This window comes from Sinorhizobium sp. CCBAU 05631, assembly GCF_002288505.1.
GTDB lineage: Bacteria > Pseudomonadota > Alphaproteobacteria > Rhizobiales > Rhizobiaceae > Sinorhizobium > Sinorhizobium fredii_C.
Map to the genome: position 1 here is coordinate 2,132,263 of NZ_CP023063.1, position 20,500 is coordinate 2,152,762.

The window sequence follows — 20,500 nt, forward strand, 5'->3', positions numbered from 1 at the left end:
CGGCCAAATCCTTAAAACTCAAAACCCGTCTTGCCCGGCGCCAGACCCGCGCCGGTGAAACTCAGAAACTCTCTTTCAACCACTGGCCCATGCGGGCGATCCGGCTGTTGCCGCCGCCGAAGGAGAACATGCCGCCCTGGCTGGCATGCGTCTCGAGATCGGCGACCTGCGGATAGATCATCAGCCCGACGGCCGTGGAGAATGCGGGGCCCTTGGCGGCCGCCGGCAGGCCGGAGACGCCGAGCGGCCGGCCGATGCGGACGTTGCGCGCCAGGATCCGCCGCGCTGCTTCCGGCAGGCCGGTCAACTGGCTGGCGCCGCCGGTCAGCACGATCCGCTTGCCGACGATCGGGCTGAAGCCGGAGCGCTGGATGCGATCACGGATGAGTTCAAGCGTTTCCTCGATGCGGGCCCGGACTATGCGCGAGACAAGCGCGCGCGGCACATGGGTCGGCTGGTCACGGTCGTCCTCGCCGATCGGCGGAACCGAGACGATGTCGCGCTCGTCGGCGCTGTTCGGAAGCGCCGAACCGTGCACGACTTTCAGACGCTCCGCATCCTCGATTCGCGTCGAAAGCCCGCGCGCCAGATCGGTCGTCACATGATGGCCGCCGAGGCTGACGGCATCCGAATGCACCAGCTTGCCTTCGGCGAAGACGGAGATCGTCGTCGTGCCGCCACCCATATCGATCGCCGCACAGCCGAGCTCGACCTCGTCGTCGACGAGCGCGGCGAGACCGCTGGCATAGGGCGTAGCGACGATGCCTTCGACCGACAGATGGGCGCGATTGACGCAAAGCTCGAGATTCTTCAGCGCCGCCCGTTCGACGGTCAGCACATGCATGTCGACGCCGAGGACGTCGCCGAACATCGCCAACGGGTCGCGGATGCCGCGCTCTCCATCGAGCGAGAAGCCGGTCGGCAGCGAATGCAGGATGGCCCGGTCGCTCCTGAGCGACTGCTGGCCGGCAGCGGCAAGCACCTTCTTGAGGTCGTTCGCGTCGACTTCCTGACCGCCGAGATCGATTGTCGCCGTATAGACGTCGCTCTGCAGCCGGCCGGCCGACACGTTGACGATCAGGCTGTCGATCGTCAGCCCGGCCATCCGCTCGGCGGCGTCGACGGCGAGCCGCACGACGCTTTCCGCCGCGTCCAGGTCGGCGATGACCCCATTCTTGACGCCGCGCGACTTCTGGTGGCCGATACCGATGATCTCGATATTGTGGGTGCGGCCCGGCAGGATCTGGCTCTCGGCGCGCGGCGTCAGCCGGCCGATCATGCAGACGACCTTGGTCGAACCGATGTCGAGCACCGAAACGACATGCGACCGCTTCGAGGAAAGCGGCTTCAGGCGCGGCAGGCCGAAACTGGCGGAACCGAATAGACTCATATCCGCTTCTCCTGGGCCTTCAGCATCTTCTCCCTCGCCTTCAGCGCCACTTCGCGGCGCGCAACCGCTTCCGGTGTGAGTTGTACGGTCGTGCGGTCCTCAAGCCTCAGATCGACGGCAGCGATATCGCGCTCCAGAAGCTGATGACCTTCTTCCATCTCGGCCAGAACCCGCATCGCCCGGGCGACATCCTTCTCTGGAAGCTTGACGACGATGCCGTTGTCGAGGCGCAAGTCCCAGCGCCGTCCGGCGACCCGCACGAAAGCCTTGACGCGCGAGCGGAACTCCGGCCAGCGGGAAAACTCGTCGTAGAAGGCAGCGGCCGCCGTCTCGGCATCGCGCCCGACGAAGAGCGGCAGCTCGGCAAACTTGTTGTCGCGCAAAGGCGCGATCACGCTGCCGCTGCGCTCGATGAGCGACAGATCCGAACCGTGCTGCCAAATGCCGAAGGCCTGGCGCTCCTTCAGGTTCACCTCGATGGTTGCCGGATAGATCTTGCGCACGGTCACGCTCTCCACCCAGGGCAACTCGCCGATCAGGCGGCGTGCCTCGCCGATATCGAGCGCGACCAAAGACGTGGTCCCGTCGAGACCGAGCTGCTGGAGAATGTCGATCTCGGAGGTCTGCTCGTTGCCGGAGACCCGGACGTCTTCGATGGCAAAGCCGGCAGCCGTCGTCGAGGCCTGTGCGAAGTTCTGCGTGTGGCCGCCGAGGGACATGCCGTAGAGGCCGGTCGCCAGAAGGAAAGCGGCGGCGGAGATGGTGCCGGTATGGGCGGGAAAGCGGACGCGGCCTGCGCCGAGGCTGACCAGGAAGCGGACGCCCTTGCGCAGCGGCCGCGGCAATACGAAAGCATCATCACCCTCGGCGGCGACGCCGAGCGGGTGACGAACCCTTCTGCCCCTTTTGCCCCTCAACGCAAGCACGATGCGTCCTCCACCATCCACTTTAGAAACTCACCAAACTGAAGGCCCGCATGCTGCGCCATTTCGGGAACCAGGGAGGTCGGGGTCATGCCGGGCTGCGTGTTGATCTCCAGCCAGATCAACTCGCCCTCGCCATCTCCACGATCATCGAAACGGAAGTCGGATCGGCTGACGCCGCGGCAACCGATCGCCTGATGCGCCTTCACCGCCAAGGATTGTATTTTTTGGTAAATATTTGGTGAAATCTGCGCCGGAATAACGTGCCTCGAACCACCTTTTACGTATTTCGAATCATAGTCGTAGAAGGCATGCCCCTGCGGGATGATCTCGGTAACGCCGAGCGCCACGTCGCCCATAACGCCGCAGGTGAGTTCGCGTCCGGCAATATAGCGCTCAACCATCACGCGGTCGCCGTAGCGCCATTCGCTGGAGGTAATGACCTGCGGCGGATGCGACTGGTCTTCCTTGACGATGACCACGCCGAAGCTCGACCCTTCCCGGACCGGCTTCACCACATAGGGCGGCTTCATCGGATGGACGCTGCCGAAGTCGCGCCGGTCCATGATCAGGGCGTCGGCAACCGGAATTCCGGCGGCCTTAGCGACGTGCTTCGCCTGCGCCTTGTCCATGGCGAGCGCCGAGGCAAGCACGCCCGAATGGGTATAGGGAATCTCGAGATATTCCAGAATGCCCTGGATGGTCCCGTCTTCGCCGAAGGGTCCATGCAAGGCGTTGAAGACGACGTCGGGACGCAAATCGGCGAGCACGGCGGCGACCTCACGCCCGACATCGACGCGGGTGACGCGGTAACCCTCAGCCTCCAAGGCATCCGCGCAAGCCGCCCCGGAAGACAGGCTCACCGGCCTCTCCGAGGAAAATCCGCCCATCAGGACAGCAACATGCCTGCCGCTCATTCAGACCCCCAAACAGTACGCCACTATCGCAAAGCTTGCTTGCGTCTGGCTGTTTCCATCAGCCCCGAGTCGCGAGATCTCCGCGTCGGGCCACTACAACGACATTATGGTTAATGAATCGTTTACTTTGGTTAACTCTTCTTGCGGCGACCGCAGACGCCGCGGGCCAGAATCGACCATACACAGGGCTTCCACGCTGAATCGGCGCTTTGTAAGGCGGGCGCGAGAAATGGTCCGCAAGTCCGGCGAGCCTTGTGTCGAAGGTTCGAGAAACAAGAAAAAAGCCGCGGCGGTTTCCCGTCGCGGCTCGTGTTCATTCCGTTCTTCTCGTCTCAGGCCGTGGCGCGGCCGAGGAATTCCTTGATCTCGTAGCCCGGCATGAAATTGCCGATCCGCTTGATCTCCCATTCGAGCTTGATACCGGAATTCTCCATCACTTGCGCCCTAACGGTCTCGCCGAGATATTCGAGCTCATAGCCGCTCGCCTGACCCGTATTGATCATGAAGTTGCAGTGGAGCGGCGACATCTGGGCGCCGCCGATCATCATGCCGCGGCCACCGGCCTCGTCGATCAGCTTCCAGGCCGAATGGCCTTCCGGGTTCTTGAAGGTGGAGCCGCCGGTCTTCTCGCGAATCGGCTGCACCGTCTCGCGATGCTGGCGGACCGCATCCATGTCGTGGCGGATCTTCGCCTTGTCCTCCGGAAAGCCTTCGAAGATCGCATGCGTGAAGATCAGATCCTTGGCGGCGGCAGTATACCGATAGGCATAGCCCATGTCAGCATTGCTCAAGACGTGCCTGTCGCCCTTGCGGTCGACCGCGTGGACCTCGACGACGCGCTCCCGCGTTTCGCCGCCATTGGCGCCGGCATTCATCCTCAGCGCCCCGCCGATCGAGCCCGGAATGCCGTAGTAGAAGTAGAAACCGCCGATGCCGTGGTCGAGCGCCATGGCCGCGATGTTCTTGTCCGGGCAGATCGCCCCCGCCTTGATGCGGTTCTCGCCGACGATCTCCAGATCGCCGAAGCCCTTGGCGGAGAGGCGAATGACCACGCCCGGGATGCCTCCGTCGCGCACCAGCAGGTTCGAGCCGACGCCGATCACCATCACCGGCACTTCCTGTGGCACGAGCTTCAGGAAGGCGACGAGATCGTCGGTGTCGTGCGGCTGGAACATGAGCTCGGCAAGCCCGCCGGCGCGAAACCAGGTCACCCGGTCCATCGGGGCATCGGGCGTGAGGCGGCCGCGGATTGCACTGACGCCGCTTCCGAGCGCGTCCAGGAGTTTCTGACCGTTAACCTGCTTCATGCTTCAACTTCCTGAAATTTCCGCGAGTTCCTTGGGAAGCGCCGCGGCCCAATAGGTGATGCTGCCAGCCCCCAAGAGAACCACAAAGTCGCCCGGCTGCGCAATCTTCGAGACGACCGGGGCGAGCGCTTCCGGGCCGGCGAGGTAGCGGGCATCGCGATGGCCGGCGGCCTTGATGCTGTTGACGAGCGCTTCGGAATTCACGCCGTCGATCGCGTCCTCGCCTGCCGCATAGACCGGCGCGATCAGGATAGTATCCGCATCGTTGAAGCAGGCGGAGAAATCCTCGAACAGGCTCGACACGCGCGAATAGCGGTGCGGCTGGTGAACGGCGACGATCCGCCCCTGGCAGGCCTCGCGCGCCGCTCTCAGGACAGCCTTGATCTCGACCGGATGGTGGCCGTAGTCGTCGAAAATGTGCGCGCCGTTCCATTCGCCGGTGAGCGTGAAGCGGCGCTTCACGCCGCCGAAGGAGGCGAGTCCCTTGGCGATCGCCTCCGGCGCAATGCCGAGACGCTGCGCGACGGCGACTGCGGCCGTGGCGTTCGAAACGTTGTGCCGGCCGGGCATCGGCAGGCGCAGGTCGTTGAGCTTTATCACCTGGCCGGTGCGGCGCCGGCGAATCTCGACATCAAAGACAGAGGTCGCGCCGTCCATGCGGATATTGTGGTAGCGCACGTCGGCCTGCGGATTCTCGCCATAGGTCACGACCTTGCGGTCCTCGATCTTGCCGACCATGGACTGGACTTCCGGATGATCGAGGCAGAGAACGCCGAACCCATAGAAGGGCACGTTTTCAACGAACTGGCGGAAGGCCGCGCGCACGGCGTCGAAATTGCCGTAATGATCGAGGTGCTCCGGGTCTATGTTGGTGACGATGGCTATATCGGCCGGGAGCTTGAGGAAGGTGCCGTCGGATTCGTCCGCCTCGACGACCATCCACTCGCCGGCGCCCATGCGGGCATTGGTGCCATAGGCATTGATGATGCCGCCATTGATGACCGTCGGATCGAGGCCGCCGGCGTCGAGCAGCGCCGCCACCATCGACGTCGTCGTCGTCTTGCCGTGCGTGCCGCCGATGGCGATCGCATTGCGGAAGCGCATCAGTTCGGCCAGCATCTCGGCGCGGCGTACCACCGGAAGGAATTTTTCGCGCGCTGCAATCAGTTCGGGATTGTCCTTCTTGATCGCCGTCGAGACGACCACCACCTCGGCGTCGCCGAGATTTTCGGCCTTGTGGCCGACCGAGATCTTGATGCCCTTTTCGCGCAGGCGCTGCACATTGGCGCTGTCCGACTGGTCGGAGCCCTGGACCCGGTGACCAAGATTGTGCAGCACCTCGGCGATGCCGCTCATGCCGATGCCGCCGATCCCAATGAAATGTACGAGGCCGATCGTCTTCGGCATTTTCATGAGCGTGCTTCCTTGAACTTGGCGACTGTCGAGCCGCTGGCAATAGCCTCTACCAGGGATGCAAGCAAGCGCGCGGCATCCGGTTTGCCGGTTTCGCGAGCGTTCGCCGCCATCTGCGCCAGCGCTTCGGGGGTGTTCATGGCGTCGGCAAGAATGCCGGCGAGCCGTTCGGCGCTGAGCTCCGCCTGGGCGATGACACGGGCCCCGCCCTTGTCGGCAAGTGCTGCGGCATTCGCCGCTTGGTCGTGATCGAGCGCGTAAGGATAGGGAACGAGGATGGCCGGGCGGCCGATCACAGAGACCTCGGATACCGTCGAGGCCCCGGAGCGGCAGATAACCAGATGCGCCGAAGCGATGCGGGCGGCCATGTCGTTGAAGAAGGGCGAGACCTCGGCCGGTATCCCAAGCTTGTCGTAAGCGGCAATGACGCCTTCCCTGTCTTCCGGCCGCGCCTGCTGCGTCACCTTGAGCCGCTGGCGCTGAGCGTCGTCGAGACGGCAAACGGCCTGCGGCACTGCCTTCGAGAAGAATTGTGCGCCCTGGCTGCCGCCGAAGACCACGAGATGGAACGGGCCGCCGTCCGGCGCCCGATAGGGTACGCCGGCCGCCTCCAATACGGCAGGGCGGACCGGATTTCCGGTCGCCACGGTCTTTGCCGCGAAGCTTCCGGCGCTCTCGGGAAGAAAGCCGCCGGCAATTGCTTGCACCCGCGAAGCCAGCATCCTGTTGGCCCGCCCCATCACTGCATTCTGCTCGTGAATGAGCGACGGAACCCCCATGCCGGTGGCAGCGAGGAGCGGCGGCACCGTGGGGTAGCCGCCAAAGCCGATCACCGCCCTGGGCCTGTAGCGGGCAATCAGGCGACGCGCGGCGCGCAGGCCGGTCCAAAGTTTGAAGACCGATTGCGCCAGCTTGATCGGGTTCTTCGACCCGATCGTGGCGGAGGGCACGACATGCACCTCGTCGGCCGGGAACTTTCCGGCATAGCGCTCGGCACGGCTATCGGTTACGAGATGCACCGCATAGCCGGACGCCTTCAGTTCGTGCGCAAGCGCCTCGGCGGGAAAGAGGTGTCCGCCGGTCCCTCCGGCGGCAAGAAAAATGATGCCCTTGTCCATGTCTTACTCCGCCGGCACGCCGACGCCGGATCGAAAGAGGCTGCGCTCCACCGCACGTTTCTCCGGCCGATGACGGGTGAGTGCCAGGACGAAGCCGGCGGTCACGCAGATCGCCACCATCGACGAGCCGCCATAGGAAATCAGCGGCAGGGTCATGCCCTTGGCCGGCAGCAATTCGAGGTTCACGCCGATGTTGATCATCGACTGAATGCCGATCTGCAGCACCAGGCCAGCGACGGCAAAGCGGTTGAAATCGTTGCGCTCCCGGAAGGCGTGATTAAGGCCGCGCATGACCAGGAAGGCGAAGATCAGCACGATCACCATGCAGAAGACGATGCCGAACTCTTCTGCGGCCACCGAGAAGACGAAGTCGGTGTGGCTATCGGGAATGATGCGCTTGACGATGCCCTCGCCCGGGCCGCGGCCGAACCAGTCGCCGCGGATGATGGCGTCGCGCGCCGTATCCACCTGGAACGTGTCACCCTCGCCGGTCATGAAGCGGTCGATACGTCCGGCGACGTGCGGCAGCATCGTATAGGCGACGAAGAAGCCGCCCGCGGCCGCCCCGGCCAGCACGATGATCCAGAGCCAAGGCATACCGGCCATGAAGAACATGCCGCCCCATACCGCGGCGGTAAGGATGGTCTGGCCGAGGTCCGGCTGGGCGACGAGCAACGCGCCGACGATGCCGAAGAGCAGGATCGACAGCAGGTTGCCGGGGATCTCCGGCTGCTTGGCGTGCTCGGCGAATAGCCAGGCGCAGACGACGACGAAGGCAGGTTTCATGAACTCGGACGGCTGGATCGAAATGCCGGCGATCGAGATCCAGCGGAGCGACCCCTTGACCTCCTCGCCGACGAAGAGAACGAGAACCATCATGCCGAGCGATGCGGCGAGCAGGATGATCGCCGCGCGCCTGACTTGCCGCGGCGACAGAAAGGATATGCCCACCATCACCACGAGCGACGGCAGGAGGAAGACCGCGTGACGCTTGACGAAGTGGAAGCTGTCGAGCCCGAGCCGCTCGGCGACCGGCGGGCTTGCGGCGAAGGAAAGCATGAAGCCGACGCCCATCAGGAGGATGAAGGTCGCCAGGAAAAACCTGTCTATCGTCCAGAACCAGTCGGCCACAGGGCCACGTTCGGCTCGGCTTACCATCTGTCTGTCCCCTTTTCCGGCGCACTATACGCCAACTTCCGAATCCCGCTCCGCCGCGCGTCCAGGACTCACGTATCAGATGAGCATGGTCACGCCTTCGAGGGCCGCCACATGGCCGACGAAGGCATCGCCCCGCACTTCGAAATTCTTGTACTGGTCGAAACTTGCGCAAGCCGGGGAAAGCATCACCGCGGCAGGACCCTGGCGATCCCGCGCCGCATCCGCCGCCGCGTGCGCGACCGCCTTTTCCAAGGTGCCGGAAATCTCGTAGGGCACCGCCTCACCGAGCGTAACCGCGAAGGCGGGCGCCGCCTCGCCGATCAGATAGGCCTTGACGATCTTCGGAAAGAACGGCGTCAGCGAGGCGATGCCGCCTTCCTTTGGCAGGCCGCCGGCAATCCAATAGATCCGCTCGTAGCTCGAAAGCGCGGGGGCAGCCGCATCGGCATTGGTCGCCTTGCTGTCATTGACGAAGACGATCTCGTCCTTTTTGGCGACCGGCTGCATTCGGTGCTTGAGGCCCGGAAAACTCTTGAGCCCGTTGATGATCTCATCTTCGCTGACGCCGACGGCAAGGCAGGCGGCAACGGCCGCCGCCGCATTCTGGGCATTGTGCCCGCCTCTCAGCGTCTGGATGCCGGCGAGATCGCTAAAGAGCGACGACGATCCGCCCTCGGCCCGCATGAGCGACGATCCCTCGGCATAGATCCCGTCCGCCAGCACATGACGGCGCGAGATGCGCACGACCCTGGTTCCCGCCCGCTCCACGCGGTCCCCGATCAGGCTGGAGAAGCTGTCGTCGACGCCGACGACGGCGGTACCGCTTCCCGCCACCAAGCGTTCCTTGATGTCGGCATAGTGCTGCATCGTACCGTGCCGGTCCAAATGGTCCGGCGTCAGGTTGAGGAGAATGCCGGCCGTGGGGTCGAGCGTCGGCGCCAGGTCGATCTGGTAGGACGAGCATTCGACCACATAGAAACGACCCGCTTTCGGCGGATCGAGCGTCAGCACGGCCGTGCCGATGTTGCCGCCGAGTTGCGTGTCCCGCCCGCTGGTCTTGAGGATGTGGGCGATCAGCGCCGTCGTCGTCGATTTGCCGTTCGTACCTGTGATGGCAATGAAGGGGCATTCGGGGGCATGGGCGCGGCGCTCGCGCACGAAAAGCTCGACATCGCCGATGATCTCGACGCCGGCCTGATGCGCAAGATCGACCGCCCAATGCGGCTTCGGGTGAGTGAGCGGCACGCCGGGCGAGAGGACGAAGGCTGCAAAGGCAGTCCAGTCGACGTGGCGCAAGTCCGCCGTCGCGAGGCCAGCGGCGTCGGCCTTCGCGACGCTCTCCGGATTGTCGTCCCAGGCGGTGACCACCGCCCCGCCCGCAACCAGCGCCTCAGCCGTCGCCAGACCCGAACCGCCGAGGCCGAAGAGTGCGGCCTTCCTGCCCTTGAATGTGGTGACCGGTATCATCTCGATTACCGCAGCTTGAGGGTCGAGAGGCCGACCATCGCCAGGATGACCGCAACGATCCAGAAGCGGATCACCACCTGGCTCTCCGTCCATCCCTTTTTCTCGAAGTGATGGTGGATCGGCGCCATCAGGAAGACGCGACGGCCGGTGCGTTTGAACCAGAAGACCTGGATGATGACCGACAGCGTTTCGATGACGAAGAGGCCGCCGATGATGATCATGACGATCTCATGCTTGGTGGCGACGGCAACGGTGCCGATCAGGCCGCCGAGCGCAAGCGATCCCGTGTCGCCCATGAAAATCGCCGCCGGCGGCGCATTGAACCAGAGGAAGCCGAGTCCGGCGCCGATCACTGCGCCGAGGATCACCGCGAGTTCGCCGGTGCCCGGCACGAAATGGATCTGCAGGTAGTTGGCGAAGACCGCGTTGCCGGCGAGATAGGCGATCAGCCCGAAGGCCGCCGAGGCGATCATCACCGGCCCGATGGCGAGACCATCGAGTCCGTCGGTCAGGTTCACGGCATTGCCCGCCCCGACGATGACGAAACCGCCGAACAGCACGAAGAAATAGCCGAGATTGAGCATCAGGTCCTTGAAGAACGGAAAGGTCACCGACGAACCGAAGGTCGAGCCAGCGCTGCCGGCAGACAGCGCCGCCTGCATCATGAAGAAGACCGCGATGGCGGCGATGACGAATTCGATGCCAAGGCGTGCCTTGCCGGAGAAGCCCTTGTCCGACTGCTTGGTGACCTTGAGATAGTCGTCGTAGAAGCCGATGGCGCCGAAGCCGAGGGTTACCAACAGCGTCGACACGACATAGATGCTCGAAAGATCAGCCCAGAGCAGCGCCGAGCCGACAATGCCGGCGAGGATCATCAGCCCGCCCATGGTCGGCGTGCCAGCCTTCTTGAAATGCGTCTGCGGCCCGTCGGCGCGGATCGGCTGGCCCTTGCCCTGGCGGATGCGCAGCGACGAGATGATCGCCGGACCGAACAGAAAGACGATCAGGGCGGAGGTGAAGAGAGCTGCACCCGTGCGGAAGGTGATGTAGCGGAAGAGATTGAAGAATTGAAAGTGGTCCGCCAGTTCCACGAGCCAGATGAGCATAAGGGACCTTTCCCCAAAGGTTTAGAATCGGACATCGCCCAACAGAATCATCTGATGAACGATATCCACTTGCACTTGTCCATGTTAGGCCAATTCCCCTGGCCCGGGCCTTATCCACCAGCCTTGGTGGCGCTGCCCTCTATACTTGCCCCGCTTCGGCCGTCTCTTCGGGATATGCATCGAGAAGAGCCTGAACGATCTTGGCGCAACCGGTGCCCTTCGACGATTTGACCATCACCACGTCACCGGCAGCAACCGCGCCGAGCGCGTAGGAGGTGAGATCGCCGATCGCCTCGCGGTGGACAACCGCAACCTCTACCGGCAGCGCGTCGCGCAGATGCGCCATGTCGGGGCCGGCGAGCCAGACATCGGTTATGCCCGCTTCAACGATCGGGTCTGCAAGGGCGGCATGTACGGCGGCAGCATGCTCCCCCATCTCGAGCATGTCGCCGAGAATTGCGATACGGCGCCCGCCGGCCGGCGGCTCGGCGTCGCGCAACAGGGCGATCGCCGCCCGCATTGATGCCGGGTTGGCATTGTAGCTTTCGTCGATCAGTGTCAGGTGACCCCCGCCGATCTTCAGACGGTGCCGCAAGCCCCTGCCCTTTTCCGGCTGCATGGTAGCGAGCGAGGCAAGGACGCGGTCGATATCCGCGCCCGCAAGCTGTGCGGCGGCAATCACCGCGAGGGCATTCTCGGCAATGTGCCGTCCCGGAGCCCCGATCGTCACCTCCAGCGTCCTGCCGCCGATGCCGGCCCATAGCACGGATCGATCGGCGCCGCCGGCGAACTCGATCAGCCGATATTCCGATTTGGGATTGGCGCCGAAGGAATGGATATGGCTGATGCCCGCCGCCGCGGCAGCCCGTTCAAGAAGCTCGAACTGCGGACTGTCGCGGTTGATGACCGCATGCCCACCCTTGACCACACCTTCGAAGATCTCCGCCTTCGCCGCGGCGATCTCGTCGAGGCTCGCAAAATTGCCGAGATGAGCGGCGGCGATGCTGGTGACGACGGCCACATGCGGGCGCACCATGGCGGACAGCGGCCGGATCTCGCCCGGATGGTTCATGCCGATTTCGAAGATGCCGAAATCGGTCGTCTCCGGCATGCGCGCCAATGTCAGCGGCACACCCCAATGATTGTTGAAGGAGGCGACGGAAGCGTGGACGCGCCCGAGCGGCGACAGGACATGCCTCAGCATCTCCTTCGTCGTCGTCTTGCCGACCGAGCCGGTGACCGCGATGACCTTTGCGGCACTCCGGTCGCGCGCAGCGCAGCCGAGGCGGATCATCGCCTCCAGGACGTCGTCGACGACGATCATCGGCGCGATCAATCGCCCGAGTGCGGGAAGCTTTCCTTCGCTGACGACGAGCAGGGAGGCTCCGTTGGCAAGCGCGATGCCGGCATAGTCATGGCCGTCGACGCGATCGCCCCGGATGGCGAAAAAAGCCTCGCCCTTTTCAATCGTGCGGCTGTCGATCGAGATGCCGATGATCCCTTCGGGCAGGTTGCCGACCGGGCGGCCGTTCATGGCGGCCAGCAGGTCGCTGCTTGTCCAGAGCCAGCTCAAGTCAAAGCCCTCCCAACGCCTTGCGTATTTCCGCATGATCGGAGAACGGCAGCGTCACGGAGCCGATCGTCTGCCCCTCCTCATGTCCCTTGCCGGCAACGATCAGCGTATCGCCGGCCTTCAGCATGCCGACGGCAGTCCGGATCGCGTCGGCGCGATCGGCGATTTCGGTGGCCCCCCTGGCACCGGCCATGATCTCCGAGCGGATCACTTCGGGGATTTCCGATCGGGGATTGTCGTCGGTGACGATCACGACATCGGCTAGCCGCGTTGCAACTTCACCCATGATCGGCCGCTTGCCCTTGTCGCGGTCGCCGCCGCAGCCGAAGACGACGATCACCCGGCCGGTGGTGAACGGGCGCACCGATTCCAGCACGTTTTCGAGCGCGTCGGGCTTGTGGGCATAGTCCACATAGGCGAGCGCGCCGTCCTTTGTCTGCCCGACCAGTTCCAGCCGGCCGGAGGCGCCCTGCAGTTTATCGAGCGCCGAGAAGGCTGCTTTCGCTTCGATCCCCGTGGACATGGCAAGGCCCGCCGCGACAAGCGCATTGGCCACTTGGAAATCGCCGGCGAGCGGCACGTGGATTTCGAATATGTCGTCGCCGACATGCACCTCGGCCGACTGCTTGTGGCGGAAGTGCTCGACCCTCTTCAAGCTGATGAAGTCGCCGTTGCGGCCGACGGTGCGCACATCGTGTCCGGCCTTGCTGGCAGCAGTGATCGCCTCGGCCGACCACTGGTCGTCGGCGAAGATCACCGCTGGCGCGCCCTTCGGCAGAAGCGCGCCAAAGAGGCGCATCTTCGAGGCCATGTAGTGCTCGACGGTCGGATGGTAGTCCATGTGATCGCGGCCGAGATTGGTGAAGGCGGCAGCGGCCAATCGGACGCCATCGAGCCGGCTCTGGTCGAGACCGTGGCTGGAAGCCTCCATCGCCGCGTGGGTGACGCCCTCGTCGGCGAGTTCGGCGAGCAGCTTGTGCAGCGATACCGGATCCGGAGTGGTGAGGGAGCCGTAATCGTTGCGGCCCGGCGCCGTGACCCCGGTGGTGCCGATCATCGCCGCCGAAAGCCCGGAATGTGCCCAGATCTGCCGCGTGAAGGAGGCGACGGACGTCTTGCCAGCGGTCCCGGTCACCGCCACCATCGTCGCCGGCTGACGCCCGTAAAAGGCGGCGGCCGCCTTGGCGAGGAAGCGACGCGGATCTGAAAGCAGGAACACCGGCGCACGCGCGTCCGGGTGGGCATCGGCAGCCACGATAGCCGCAGCGCCGCGCGCGATCGCATCGGCGATATAGGCGGCGCCGTTCGCCTTTGTCCCGGCGACAGCCACGAAAAGATCGCCGGGTTTGACCTGCCGGCTGTCGGCCGTGAGGCCGGAGATTTCCGCATTCGCGGAATCACCGTTCAATTGCGCCGAGAGTTCCGGGAAATCTGCTCCCGCCAGGTCCTTGATCTTCATGAACTGCATGTCTCACTTCGATACCGATCCGCCATGACGAATCGCCCGCATTCTCATTTCACGGTCAATAAGACACAAGCAAGGCAGAACCGTCTTCTCCGAATTTCGGTTCGACGCCGAGGAGCGGCGCCGAGCGGCTGATGATGTCGCGCACCATCGGCGCCGCGTTGGAGCCGGCGGTGCGCCCGCCACCTTCGCCGGTCTTCGGCGCGTCGATTAAGGTCAGCACAATATATTTCGGATCGTCGATCGGAAAGGCCGCCAGAAAGGCGTTGAAGTTCAGGTCGTTCGAATAACGGCCATTGACCACCTTGTCGGCCGTGCCGGTCTTGCCGCCGACGTTGAAGCCCGGCACGAGCGCTCGCTTGCCAGAACCGGCAATGCCGTTCCAGCGAAGCAGGAACCGCATGTCTTCGCTGGTGCTTTTCTTGACGACCGCGGTCGCAAGCTCGTTCGCCTGCTCTTCCGTGCGCGGCAGGAAGGTCGGCGGTATCAGCTTGCCGCCGTTCACGAGTGCCGCACCGGCGACCGCAGTCTGCAGCGGCGTGGTCGAGACGCCGTGGCCGAAGGAGATGGTGATCGAGTTGATCTTCTTCCATTCGCGCGGCTGGGACGGCGATTTGACCTCGGGCAGTTCCGTCGGCAGCTTGGAAAGCAGGCCGAGGCGGGTGAGGAATTCCTTGTGCCCGGGTATGCCGACGAGGTCGGCGATCTTCGCCGTGCCGATGTTCGACGAATACTGGAAGATTTCCGGAACGGTCAGAACCCGCCGCTTGCCGTGGAAGTCCTTGATGGTGAAGCCGCCGATGCGGATCGGCGCCGTCGCGTCGAAGCTGTCGTTGAGCGTCACCTTGCCGGAATCGAGGCCCATGGCGATGGTGAAGGTCTTGAAGGTGGAGCCCATCTCGAACGTGCCGTTCGACATGCGGTTCATCCAGCCCTCTTCGGCGCCTTCGGCCGGCTTGTTGGGGTCGTAGTCCGGCACCGACGCCATCGCCAGCACCTCGCCGGTATGGACGTCCATGACGACGGCGCCGGCGGCGATCGCCTCATAGTTCTTCATGCCGGAAGCGATGACGTCGCGTACGATGTTCTGGACGCGCACGTCGATCGACAGCTTGACCGGCTCGAGCTTCGCATCGCTGGTCATGCCGATCGCCGCGAGGTCGGCAAGCCCCTGGCTGTCGATGTAGCGCTCCATGCCGGCGACGCCGCGGTTGTCGATATTCACGTGGCCGAGGATATGGGCGGCCGTCGGCCCGCCGGGATAGAAGCGGCGTTTCTCGGGGCGGAAGCCGATTCCCGGAATGCCGAGCGCCAGGATTTCGCTCTGCTGCTTCGGCGTCAATTGCCGGCGCAGCCACTGGAAACGCGAGTTCGACTTGAGCTTGTTGTAGATCTCCCGGGCGTTGAGGTCGGGCAGAACCGTGGCCAGACGCTCAACCGCCTCGTCCGCATCGACGATCTTGTGCGGCTCGGCATAGAGCGAGACGGTGCGGATGTCGGTCGCGAGGATCTCGCCGTTGCGGTCGAGAATGTCGGGGCGCGACGCCATGAGGTTGTCGGCGCGACCGATCGAGGAAACCGTCTCCGGCTGCGCCATGCCGTATTGCACTAGCCGGCCTCCGATCACCGCATAGGCGATGCCGAAGCTTGCGATGACGATCGCAACGCGGCTCTTCGCCTGACTGGCGCTCTTCTTGCGCGTCCCTTGAAACGTGACGTTGACGCTCGCCTCGGCAGGGCGGTTGTTGCCGCCGGCAGAGAAATGCGCCTTGCTCTTCAGCACCATGATACGGGAGAGAAACGACATCAGCGCGCCACCGACCCTGTTGCGATGTTATCGGCATTGATGACGGCGGCGATGCCGTCGTCCGTCTTGACTTTGCCCTTCTTATCCTTGCCTTCCTCCGGCGGCGGCACATCCGCCTTCAGCATCGGCAGTTCCTCGGGCCTAGCGAGTTGCGTCGAGGGCGTCGGCACGAGTTGCAGGTCGGCCGCGAAGGCGCCGACGAGCCGCTCCAGCCGGTTCGGCTGGGTGAGGAGCGCCCAGTCGGCTTTGAGCAGGTCGATCGTGTCCTCCTCGAGCTTGATCGCGGCGTCGAGCCTGCGGACCTCCTCGAGCTTGTTCTCGGCCTGGTGCTTGATCGTGTAGGTGACCGTGGCGGCCCCCGTCATGATGACAATCAGCACGATATCCAGCGTTCTGAGCATCGTTTCTTAGCCCCCTAGTCTGGCAAGGCTCGCCAGCTCCGGCAGGTTGAAAATGGACAGATCGTTTCCCGGCGACGGAGCCTCTGTACGGATACCGGCCCTGAGTTTCGCCGACCGGGCGCGCGGATTGCGGGACGCTTCTTCCTCGCTCGCCGCAATCATAGGCTTGCCGACTGGGGTGAAGGTTGCGTCCCGTGCCGCGACCAGCGGAAGGTGACGCGAGCCGCCGGCCTTGCCCGAGCGGTCCTGGAAAAACGTCTTGACGACCCTGTCTTCGAGAGAATGAAAGGTGACGACGACGAGCCGCCCCCCGGGCTTCAGCACCCGCTCCGCAGCAAAGAGCGCATTGGCGAGTTCGCCGAGTTCGTCGTTGACGAAAATCCGCAGCGCCTGGAAGACGCGCGTTGCCGGATGGATCTTGTCCTTGGCCTTTCGGGGCGTGACGATCTCGATGAGGCCGGCAAGGTCGCGGGTGGTCTCGAAAGGCTGCTCGGCACGGCGTTTCTCGATCGCACGCGCGATTCGGCCCGCCTGCTTCTCCTCGCCCAGGAAGCCGAAGATGCGGATCAGATCGGAGACCTTGGCCCGATTGACCACATCGGCAGCCGTCACGCCGCTTGCCGACATGCGCATGTCGAGCGGCCCCTGCTTCTGGAAGGAGAAGCCGCGCTCCGCCTCATCGATCTGCATGGACGAAACGCCGATGTCGAGCACGACGCCGTCGAGCCCGCCGTCCGGCGTATGGTCCGCCAACTCGGAAAAACGGGAATTGATGAGCTTGAGTCTTCCGCCGGCAGTGACGACCATCGGCTGCCCTGCAGCGATTGCCGTCGGGTCCCGGTCGAGAGCGATCACTTCGGCACCGGCATCGAGGATCGCAGACGTGTAGCCGCCGGCACCGAAGGTGCCATCGAGAACGACCTTGCCGGGCGCCGGATCGAGAGCCGCAACGACCTCGGCGAGCATGACGGGAATGTGACGAACCGGTCCGCCGTCGGCTTCAGAAGCTCTGCCGCCTTGATCCGTCACCATTCCGCCTCTCCCCTCTATTCCGGACGCAGCCCCCGTTGCTTGCGCCCTTCCCGGGCCTCCGCCTGCGCCCTCGCAAACGCCTGCGGCTCCCAGAGCTGAAAATGATCGCCACGCCCCACGAAAGTCACGTCGGTCGAAATGCCGGTGAAGTCGCGGATGAAATCCGTCACCATCAACCGACCCTCCGGGTCGAGCTTCACGAAGACGCCGCCCCCATGAACGAGGAGCGACATCTGGTTGGCCGCATCCGAGAACGGATCCTCGGAGGCCATCTGCCTCTCGAACCGGTCCAGAAGCTCCGGCCCGCCGACGCTGATCGCCGGAAAGACGAAGTCCTGGAAGCAGTATAACTCCCTCGCGCCCGCCTCCGTAAGCACGGCGCGAAACGACGAAGGCACGGAAACCCGCCCCTTCGCATCGATCCGGTTCGTAGCATGTGACAAGAAGCGGTTCATGACGCGAAACGGCCGCCCCCGACTGACGGACCCTGGTCATCGGCCCGAAAGAACACTCGCCTGCGCGCACAAAAGACCCCCGCCGGACACGAGCATGTCCGCCTGAACCTCCCGAGGAAGGCACCCTGGAATTTCGAGATGGGCCACGACGCGGCCCTTGCGCAGTACCATTATGGGATAACATGGGACCATATGGGCGTCAATGGGAGAAGCCTGGAAACAGCCTCGCGGATGATCAAATATTGATAGGTTGTTAAGTTTAACGAAGGGTTACGATCGCACCCCTAACGGCTTTGGAATCGCGCAAATAGGCACCTTTCCAGCCACGGTGAGGGCGTGGCTCTTCCGCCGGAATCATCCGCCAATTTGATTCAGAGAAGAATCGCCAGTTGGCCTGTAAGCCGGGTTCTGTATGGCTCCACCTCCGAAGAGGCGAAACGTGGCAGCCATTCATCTGGGACTGCGCTTGCGCACAGCCTCGTGCAACCCACCCGGATGACGGGCCTGGAAACCGGCTGGGCGCTCGCGCGCCCGTGTCATCCCTATTCGGTCTTGCTCCCGGTGGGGTTTACCGTGCCGTCCATGTCGCCATGTCCGCGGTGGGCTCTTACCCCACCCTTTCACCCTTACTCCGCAGGCGGAGCGGTTTGCTTTCTGTGGCACTTTCCCTGGGGTCGCCCCCGCCGGACGTTATCCGGCACCGTGTTTCCGTGGAGCCCGGACTTTCCTCACCCCGCGGCCTTTCGGCACCTGCGAGGCGCGGCTGCCCGGCCAACTGGCAGAGGCTCATTAACCGACCGGAGCGAGAAGCGCTACAAAAAATCGGCGCCCTCACCTCGACATGCTCATCCGCCTATCGGTAAGCGACGGCAAAATCGGTCTCGTACTCACCGGCATCAAGGCGGCCGTTCAGCGCCAGCACCGTCCCGAGCCGCCCGATCTCGTCGGAACTCTTCGCCGCCTGGCCGTTGCCGCCGGTGAGAACGGCGATCCGGTCGCCGGCAAAGCCGATATAAGGATAGCCGTGCCGCGTGAACGTGGTGACGCATGGCGAAAAATGCGTCGATTTCGGCTCGAAGCCCGGCATCACACCGGCAAGCAAGCCACGCATATGCGCTGCCGCCTCGGCGCTCGCGCTGCCGCGAAACCATTCGCGAACCGACGCCTCGTGGGCAAGGACCCTATCGATCGGGTCACCGCCGATCTTGATGTAGTGTTTGCCGTCGGCGTAGACAACCGGCGGCAAGAGATAATAGCTTTGGTGCTGGTCGGAGGCCGCAGAGATCAGCGACGGCATGCCGCCGAATCGGGCGAGATCGTCGGCGCCGACCTCGGAAAAAAGCACGGTACGGGCCTTCACCGCCAAGTCGAGTGGCCTCGGCAGCAGCGCTTCGGAGAGCGAAAAACCGCCGGCAGCGACGAGGACGCGCCCGCCGCGAAGCCTGTGTCCGTCGATGGTCGAAACCTCGACCGAACCGGTCCCCGCGTCGACGGCAACGACTTCGGAGCGGATCACCCGCGCACCCAGTCTCTCTGCCGCAACCGTCTGCGCACGAACCAAGGCGCGAGGATTGATATAGCCGGCGCCGCGCGCCTCATGAATGCCGGCATAGTGCCGTGGGAAGTCGAACCATGGAAAGCGCTCGGCGAGCTGCTCGCCGACGATCAAGGGTGCTTCGACACCGAGTCCGTCCCGTGCAAGCGCAACTCTCTCGATATAGTCGAAATCGCCGCCCGGCGCCGGTGCGGCAATCAGGCAGCCGACCTCGTGGTAGAATTCAATCCCGCTTGTCTCGGCGATTTGCCGGTAGCGCTCGATCGAGCGGCGGGCGAGACGCGCCCAAACGGGATCGTTGTCGATCGTGCGGGTGATGCGGGCATTGTCGTAGTGGCTGGCGAAAACGCCACGGTGGTTCACCCGGTCTTCCGGCTCGTCCGGCCCGACAAGTGCGACACGGGCCCCTGCCAGGCTCAGGTGGCGCGCCGCCGCGGCCCCCATCATGCCCTTGCCGACGACAACGAAATCAAAGCTTTCCGACATGAATATCCCTCGACGCTTCGCTGCGGGAATAGCATGCCACCCGGGCAATGGCACCGAGCTCTCTCTAAGAATATTTCGCCGGAACGCGATACCTATCCGGCTGCCCCCTGGATCAGCGAATGGTCCAAGGATCGATCGTCAACCGCTGCTCGCGGAGTGGCGGCTCGTGCCTCGCGTCAATTCAGTATGCTCTTGACCTTGCCGCAATAGCGCTTGGACACCGGGTTCATGCGCTTGGCGCCATGGCCGGCATTGTATTTGAGGATGGTTCCGCAGGTCGTCCCATCCGAAAGCTCCTGGGCCTTCGCCAGATACAGCATGCCGAACTTGATATTGGTGGCCGGATCGTAGAGGCCCTTGGTCGAACCGGAATAGCCCATCATGCGCGCCGTGGCCGGCTTGATCTGCATGAGACCAACTTCACCCGCGCTGCCCCGCGCACTCGCATCGAAATTGCTTTCGACCTGGACGATGGCATGGGCGAGATCGACGGGAACGCCATACTGCTTGGCGTAGCTCTGGATGAGGATCGTGTATTGCGATCCGCGCGTCAGGTCGAATTGGGGAGCCGGATAGCCTGTGGTTCTCGTCACCGAGGGGATTGCGGAAGTCTTGATGGTCTTGTCGACACCCCCTGCATACGACGTACCCATCCCGGCAACGAACATGCCAAAGCATGCCGCCGCCGCAGCAACAAACGCTATTCTCATGTAGTTTGAAGTCCTCGGTCTGGGGAACTGGCCGGACGGCGCACCCCACCGTCACGACCGATTTCCTGATCGTTTTCCTTGACAGGAGCACGGGACTTAAACGCCGCATCTCCTGCGTTGATGGACCGGAAATGAAGGGCCTAACATGGTAAACATGTGGCAAACGCGAAAAAATCGCGCAGCAAAGCATCGAGGCCGCTAAATCAGCGCGCTCGAA

At 63.9% G+C, this 20,500-nt stretch carries 17 protein-coding genes and 1 other RNA gene; all 18 read right to left on the reverse strand.

The genetic code is table 11. From position 1 onward, the window contains the following. Nucleotides 1-61: 61 nt before the first annotated feature. The 18 genes from ftsA to SS05631_RS10615 all read right to left on the reverse strand — a co-directional run bounded on the left by ftsA (nt 62) and on the right by SS05631_RS10615 (nt 20,283). Entirely contained in the window at nt 62-1,390 is a 1,329-nt protein-coding gene (gene ftsA, locus SS05631_RS10525; RefSeq protein ID WP_095677976.1) for a cell division protein FtsA, read from the reverse strand. After that, nucleotides 1,387-2,316 carry a cell division protein FtsQ gene (ftsQ, locus tag SS05631_RS10530; RefSeq protein ID WP_037415489.1) on the reverse strand — a complete coding sequence of 310 codons (930 nt, stop codon included), beginning with the start codon at nt 2,314-2,316 and terminating at the stop codon, nt 1,387-1,389. The genes ftsA and ftsQ overlap by 4 nt, the downstream gene beginning before the upstream one ends. Then, a complete protein-coding gene (locus SS05631_RS10535) occupies nt 2,304-3,230 on the reverse strand; it encodes a D-alanine--D-alanine ligase (RefSeq protein ID WP_037415485.1) in 927 nt (308 codons plus the stop codon). Before SS05631_RS10535 ends, ftsQ begins: the two co-directional genes overlap by 13 nt. A 332-nt stretch (nt 3,231-3,562) precedes the next feature. Beyond that, nucleotides 3,563-4,537, reverse strand: a complete 975-nt coding sequence (murB, locus tag SS05631_RS10545) for a UDP-N-acetylmuramate dehydrogenase (RefSeq protein WP_037415469.1) — start codon at nt 4,535-4,537, stop codon at nt 3,563-3,565. Nucleotides 4,538-4,540: 3 nt separating this feature from the next. Then, nucleotides 4,541-5,950: a UDP-N-acetylmuramate--L-alanine ligase gene (murC, locus tag SS05631_RS10550; protein WP_037415467.1), complete on the reverse strand. Its 1,410-nt coding sequence runs from the start codon at nt 5,948-5,950 to the stop codon at nt 4,541-4,543. After that, the gene (gene murG / locus SS05631_RS10555; RefSeq protein ID WP_037415464.1) at nt 5,947-7,068 is read right to left on the reverse strand and encodes an undecaprenyldiphospho-muramoylpentapeptide beta-N-acetylglucosaminyltransferase; all 1,122 of its coding nucleotides are present in this window, start codon (nt 7,066-7,068) and stop codon (nt 5,947-5,949) included. Before murG ends, murC begins: the two co-directional genes overlap by 4 nt. A gap of 3 nt (nt 7,069-7,071) precedes the next feature. Continuing rightward, nucleotides 7,072-8,226, reverse strand: a complete 1,155-nt coding sequence (ftsW, locus tag SS05631_RS10560) for a putative lipid II flippase FtsW (RefSeq protein ID WP_037415461.1) — start codon at nt 8,224-8,226, stop codon at nt 7,072-7,074. Nucleotides 8,227-8,301: 75 nt separating this feature from the next. Then, nucleotides 8,302-9,693 carry a UDP-N-acetylmuramoyl-L-alanine--D-glutamate ligase gene (gene murD / locus SS05631_RS10565; RefSeq protein ID WP_037415458.1) on the reverse strand — a complete coding sequence of 464 codons (1,392 nt, stop codon included), beginning with the start codon at nt 9,691-9,693 and terminating at the stop codon, nt 8,302-8,304. 5 nt (nt 9,694-9,698) lie between these two features. Then, the gene (mraY, locus tag SS05631_RS10570) at nt 9,699-10,799 is read right to left on the reverse strand and encodes a phospho-N-acetylmuramoyl-pentapeptide-transferase (protein ID WP_037415455.1); all 1,101 of its coding nucleotides are present in this window, start codon (nt 10,797-10,799) and stop codon (nt 9,699-9,701) included. A 139-nt stretch (nt 10,800-10,938) separates the two neighbouring features. After that, nucleotides 10,939-12,372 (reverse strand): UDP-N-acetylmuramoylalanyl-D-glutamyl-2,6-diaminopimelate--D-alanyl-D-alanine ligase, encoded by a 1,434-nt coding sequence (locus SS05631_RS10575; protein WP_037415452.1) that lies wholly within the window; start codon nt 12,370-12,372, stop codon nt 10,939-10,941. Between the two features lies 1 nt (nt 12,373). Next, entirely contained in the window at nt 12,374-13,831 is a 1,458-nt protein-coding gene (locus SS05631_RS10580; RefSeq protein WP_037415563.1) for a UDP-N-acetylmuramoyl-L-alanyl-D-glutamate--2,6-diaminopimelate ligase, read from the reverse strand. 64 nt (nt 13,832-13,895) lie between these two features. Continuing rightward, the gene (locus tag SS05631_RS10585; RefSeq protein WP_037415449.1) at nt 13,896-15,644 is read right to left on the reverse strand and encodes a penicillin-binding protein 2; all 1,749 of its coding nucleotides are present in this window, start codon (nt 15,642-15,644) and stop codon (nt 13,896-13,898) included. Further along, nucleotides 15,644-16,045 carry a hypothetical protein gene (locus SS05631_RS10590; RefSeq protein WP_037415446.1) on the reverse strand — a complete coding sequence of 134 codons (402 nt, stop codon included), beginning with the start codon at nt 16,043-16,045 and terminating at the stop codon, nt 15,644-15,646. The genes SS05631_RS10585 and SS05631_RS10590 overlap by 1 nt, the downstream gene beginning before the upstream one ends. A 6-nt stretch (nt 16,046-16,051) precedes the next feature. Next, the gene (gene rsmH / locus SS05631_RS10595) at nt 16,052-17,077 is read right to left on the reverse strand and encodes a 16S rRNA (cytosine(1402)-N(4))-methyltransferase RsmH (protein WP_037415443.1); all 1,026 of its coding nucleotides are present in this window, start codon (nt 17,075-17,077) and stop codon (nt 16,052-16,054) included. Between the two features lie 14 nt (nt 17,078-17,091). After that, entirely contained in the window at nt 17,092-17,532 is a 441-nt protein-coding gene (mraZ, locus tag SS05631_RS10600) for a division/cell wall cluster transcriptional repressor MraZ (RefSeq protein ID WP_037415440.1), read from the reverse strand. A 381-nt stretch (nt 17,533-17,913) separates the two neighbouring features. After that, nucleotides 17,914-18,311, reverse strand: an RNA gene (gene rnpB / locus SS05631_RS10605) — RNase P RNA component class A. Between the two features lie 74 nt (nt 18,312-18,385). Beyond that, nucleotides 18,386-19,573 carry an FAD-binding oxidoreductase gene (locus SS05631_RS10610; RefSeq protein WP_037415437.1) on the reverse strand — a complete coding sequence of 396 codons (1,188 nt, stop codon included), beginning with the start codon at nt 19,571-19,573 and terminating at the stop codon, nt 18,386-18,388. A 176-nt stretch (nt 19,574-19,749) separates the two neighbouring features. Beyond that, nucleotides 19,750-20,283, reverse strand: a complete 534-nt coding sequence (locus SS05631_RS10615; RefSeq protein WP_037415434.1) for a lytic transglycosylase domain-containing protein — start codon at nt 20,281-20,283, stop codon at nt 19,750-19,752. Between the last annotated feature and the right edge of the window lie 217 nt (nt 20,284-20,500).

Bases quoted from the DNA above. Each gene is read 5' to 3' on its own strand.
- ftsA (WP_095677976.1), bottom strand. From the start codon at position 1,390: ATGAGTCTATTCGGTTCCGCCAGTTTCGGCCTGCCGCGCCTGAAGCCG.
- SS05631_RS10535 (WP_037415485.1), bottom strand. From the start codon at position 3,230: ATGAGCGGCAGGCATGTTGCTGTCCTGATGGGCGGATTTTCCTCGGAG.
- murB (WP_037415469.1), bottom strand. From the start codon at position 4,537: ATGAAGCAGGTTAACGGTCAGAAACTCCTGGACGCGCTCGGAAGCGGC.
- murC (WP_037415467.1), bottom strand. From the start codon at position 5,950: ATGAAAATGCCGAAGACGATCGGCCTCGTACATTTCATTGGGATCGGC.
- murG (WP_037415464.1), bottom strand. From the start codon at position 7,068: ATGGACAAGGGCATCATTTTTCTTGCCGCCGGAGGGACCGGCGGACAC.
- ftsW (WP_037415461.1), bottom strand. From the start codon at position 8,226: ATGGTAAGCCGAGCCGAACGTGGCCCTGTGGCCGACTGGTTCTGGACG.
- murD (WP_037415458.1), bottom strand. From the start codon at position 9,693: ATGATACCGGTCACCACATTCAAGGGCAGGAAGGCCGCACTCTTCGGC.
- mraY (WP_037415455.1), bottom strand. From the start codon at position 10,799: ATGCTCATCTGGCTCGTGGAACTGGCGGACCACTTTCAATTCTTCAAT.
- SS05631_RS10580 (WP_037415563.1), bottom strand. From the start codon at position 13,831: ATGAAGATCAAGGACCTGGCGGGAGCAGATTTCCCGGAACTCTCGGCG.
- SS05631_RS10585 (WP_037415449.1), bottom strand. From the start codon at position 15,644: ATGTCGTTTCTCTCCCGTATCATGGTGCTGAAGAGCAAGGCGCATTTC.
- SS05631_RS10590 (WP_037415446.1), bottom strand. From the start codon at position 16,045: ATGCTCAGAACGCTGGATATCGTGCTGATTGTCATCATGACGGGGGCC.
- rsmH (WP_037415443.1), bottom strand. From the start codon at position 17,077: ATGGTGACGGATCAAGGCGGCAGAGCTTCTGAAGCCGACGGCGGACCG.
- mraZ (WP_037415440.1), bottom strand. From the start codon at position 17,532: ATGAACCGCTTCTTGTCACATGCTACGAACCGGATCGATGCGAAGGGG.
- SS05631_RS10610 (WP_037415437.1), bottom strand. From the start codon at position 19,573: ATGTCGGAAAGCTTTGATTTCGTTGTCGTCGGCAAGGGCATGATGGGG.
- SS05631_RS10615 (WP_037415434.1), bottom strand. From the start codon at position 20,283: ATGAGAATAGCGTTTGTTGCTGCGGCGGCGGCATGCTTTGGCATGTTC.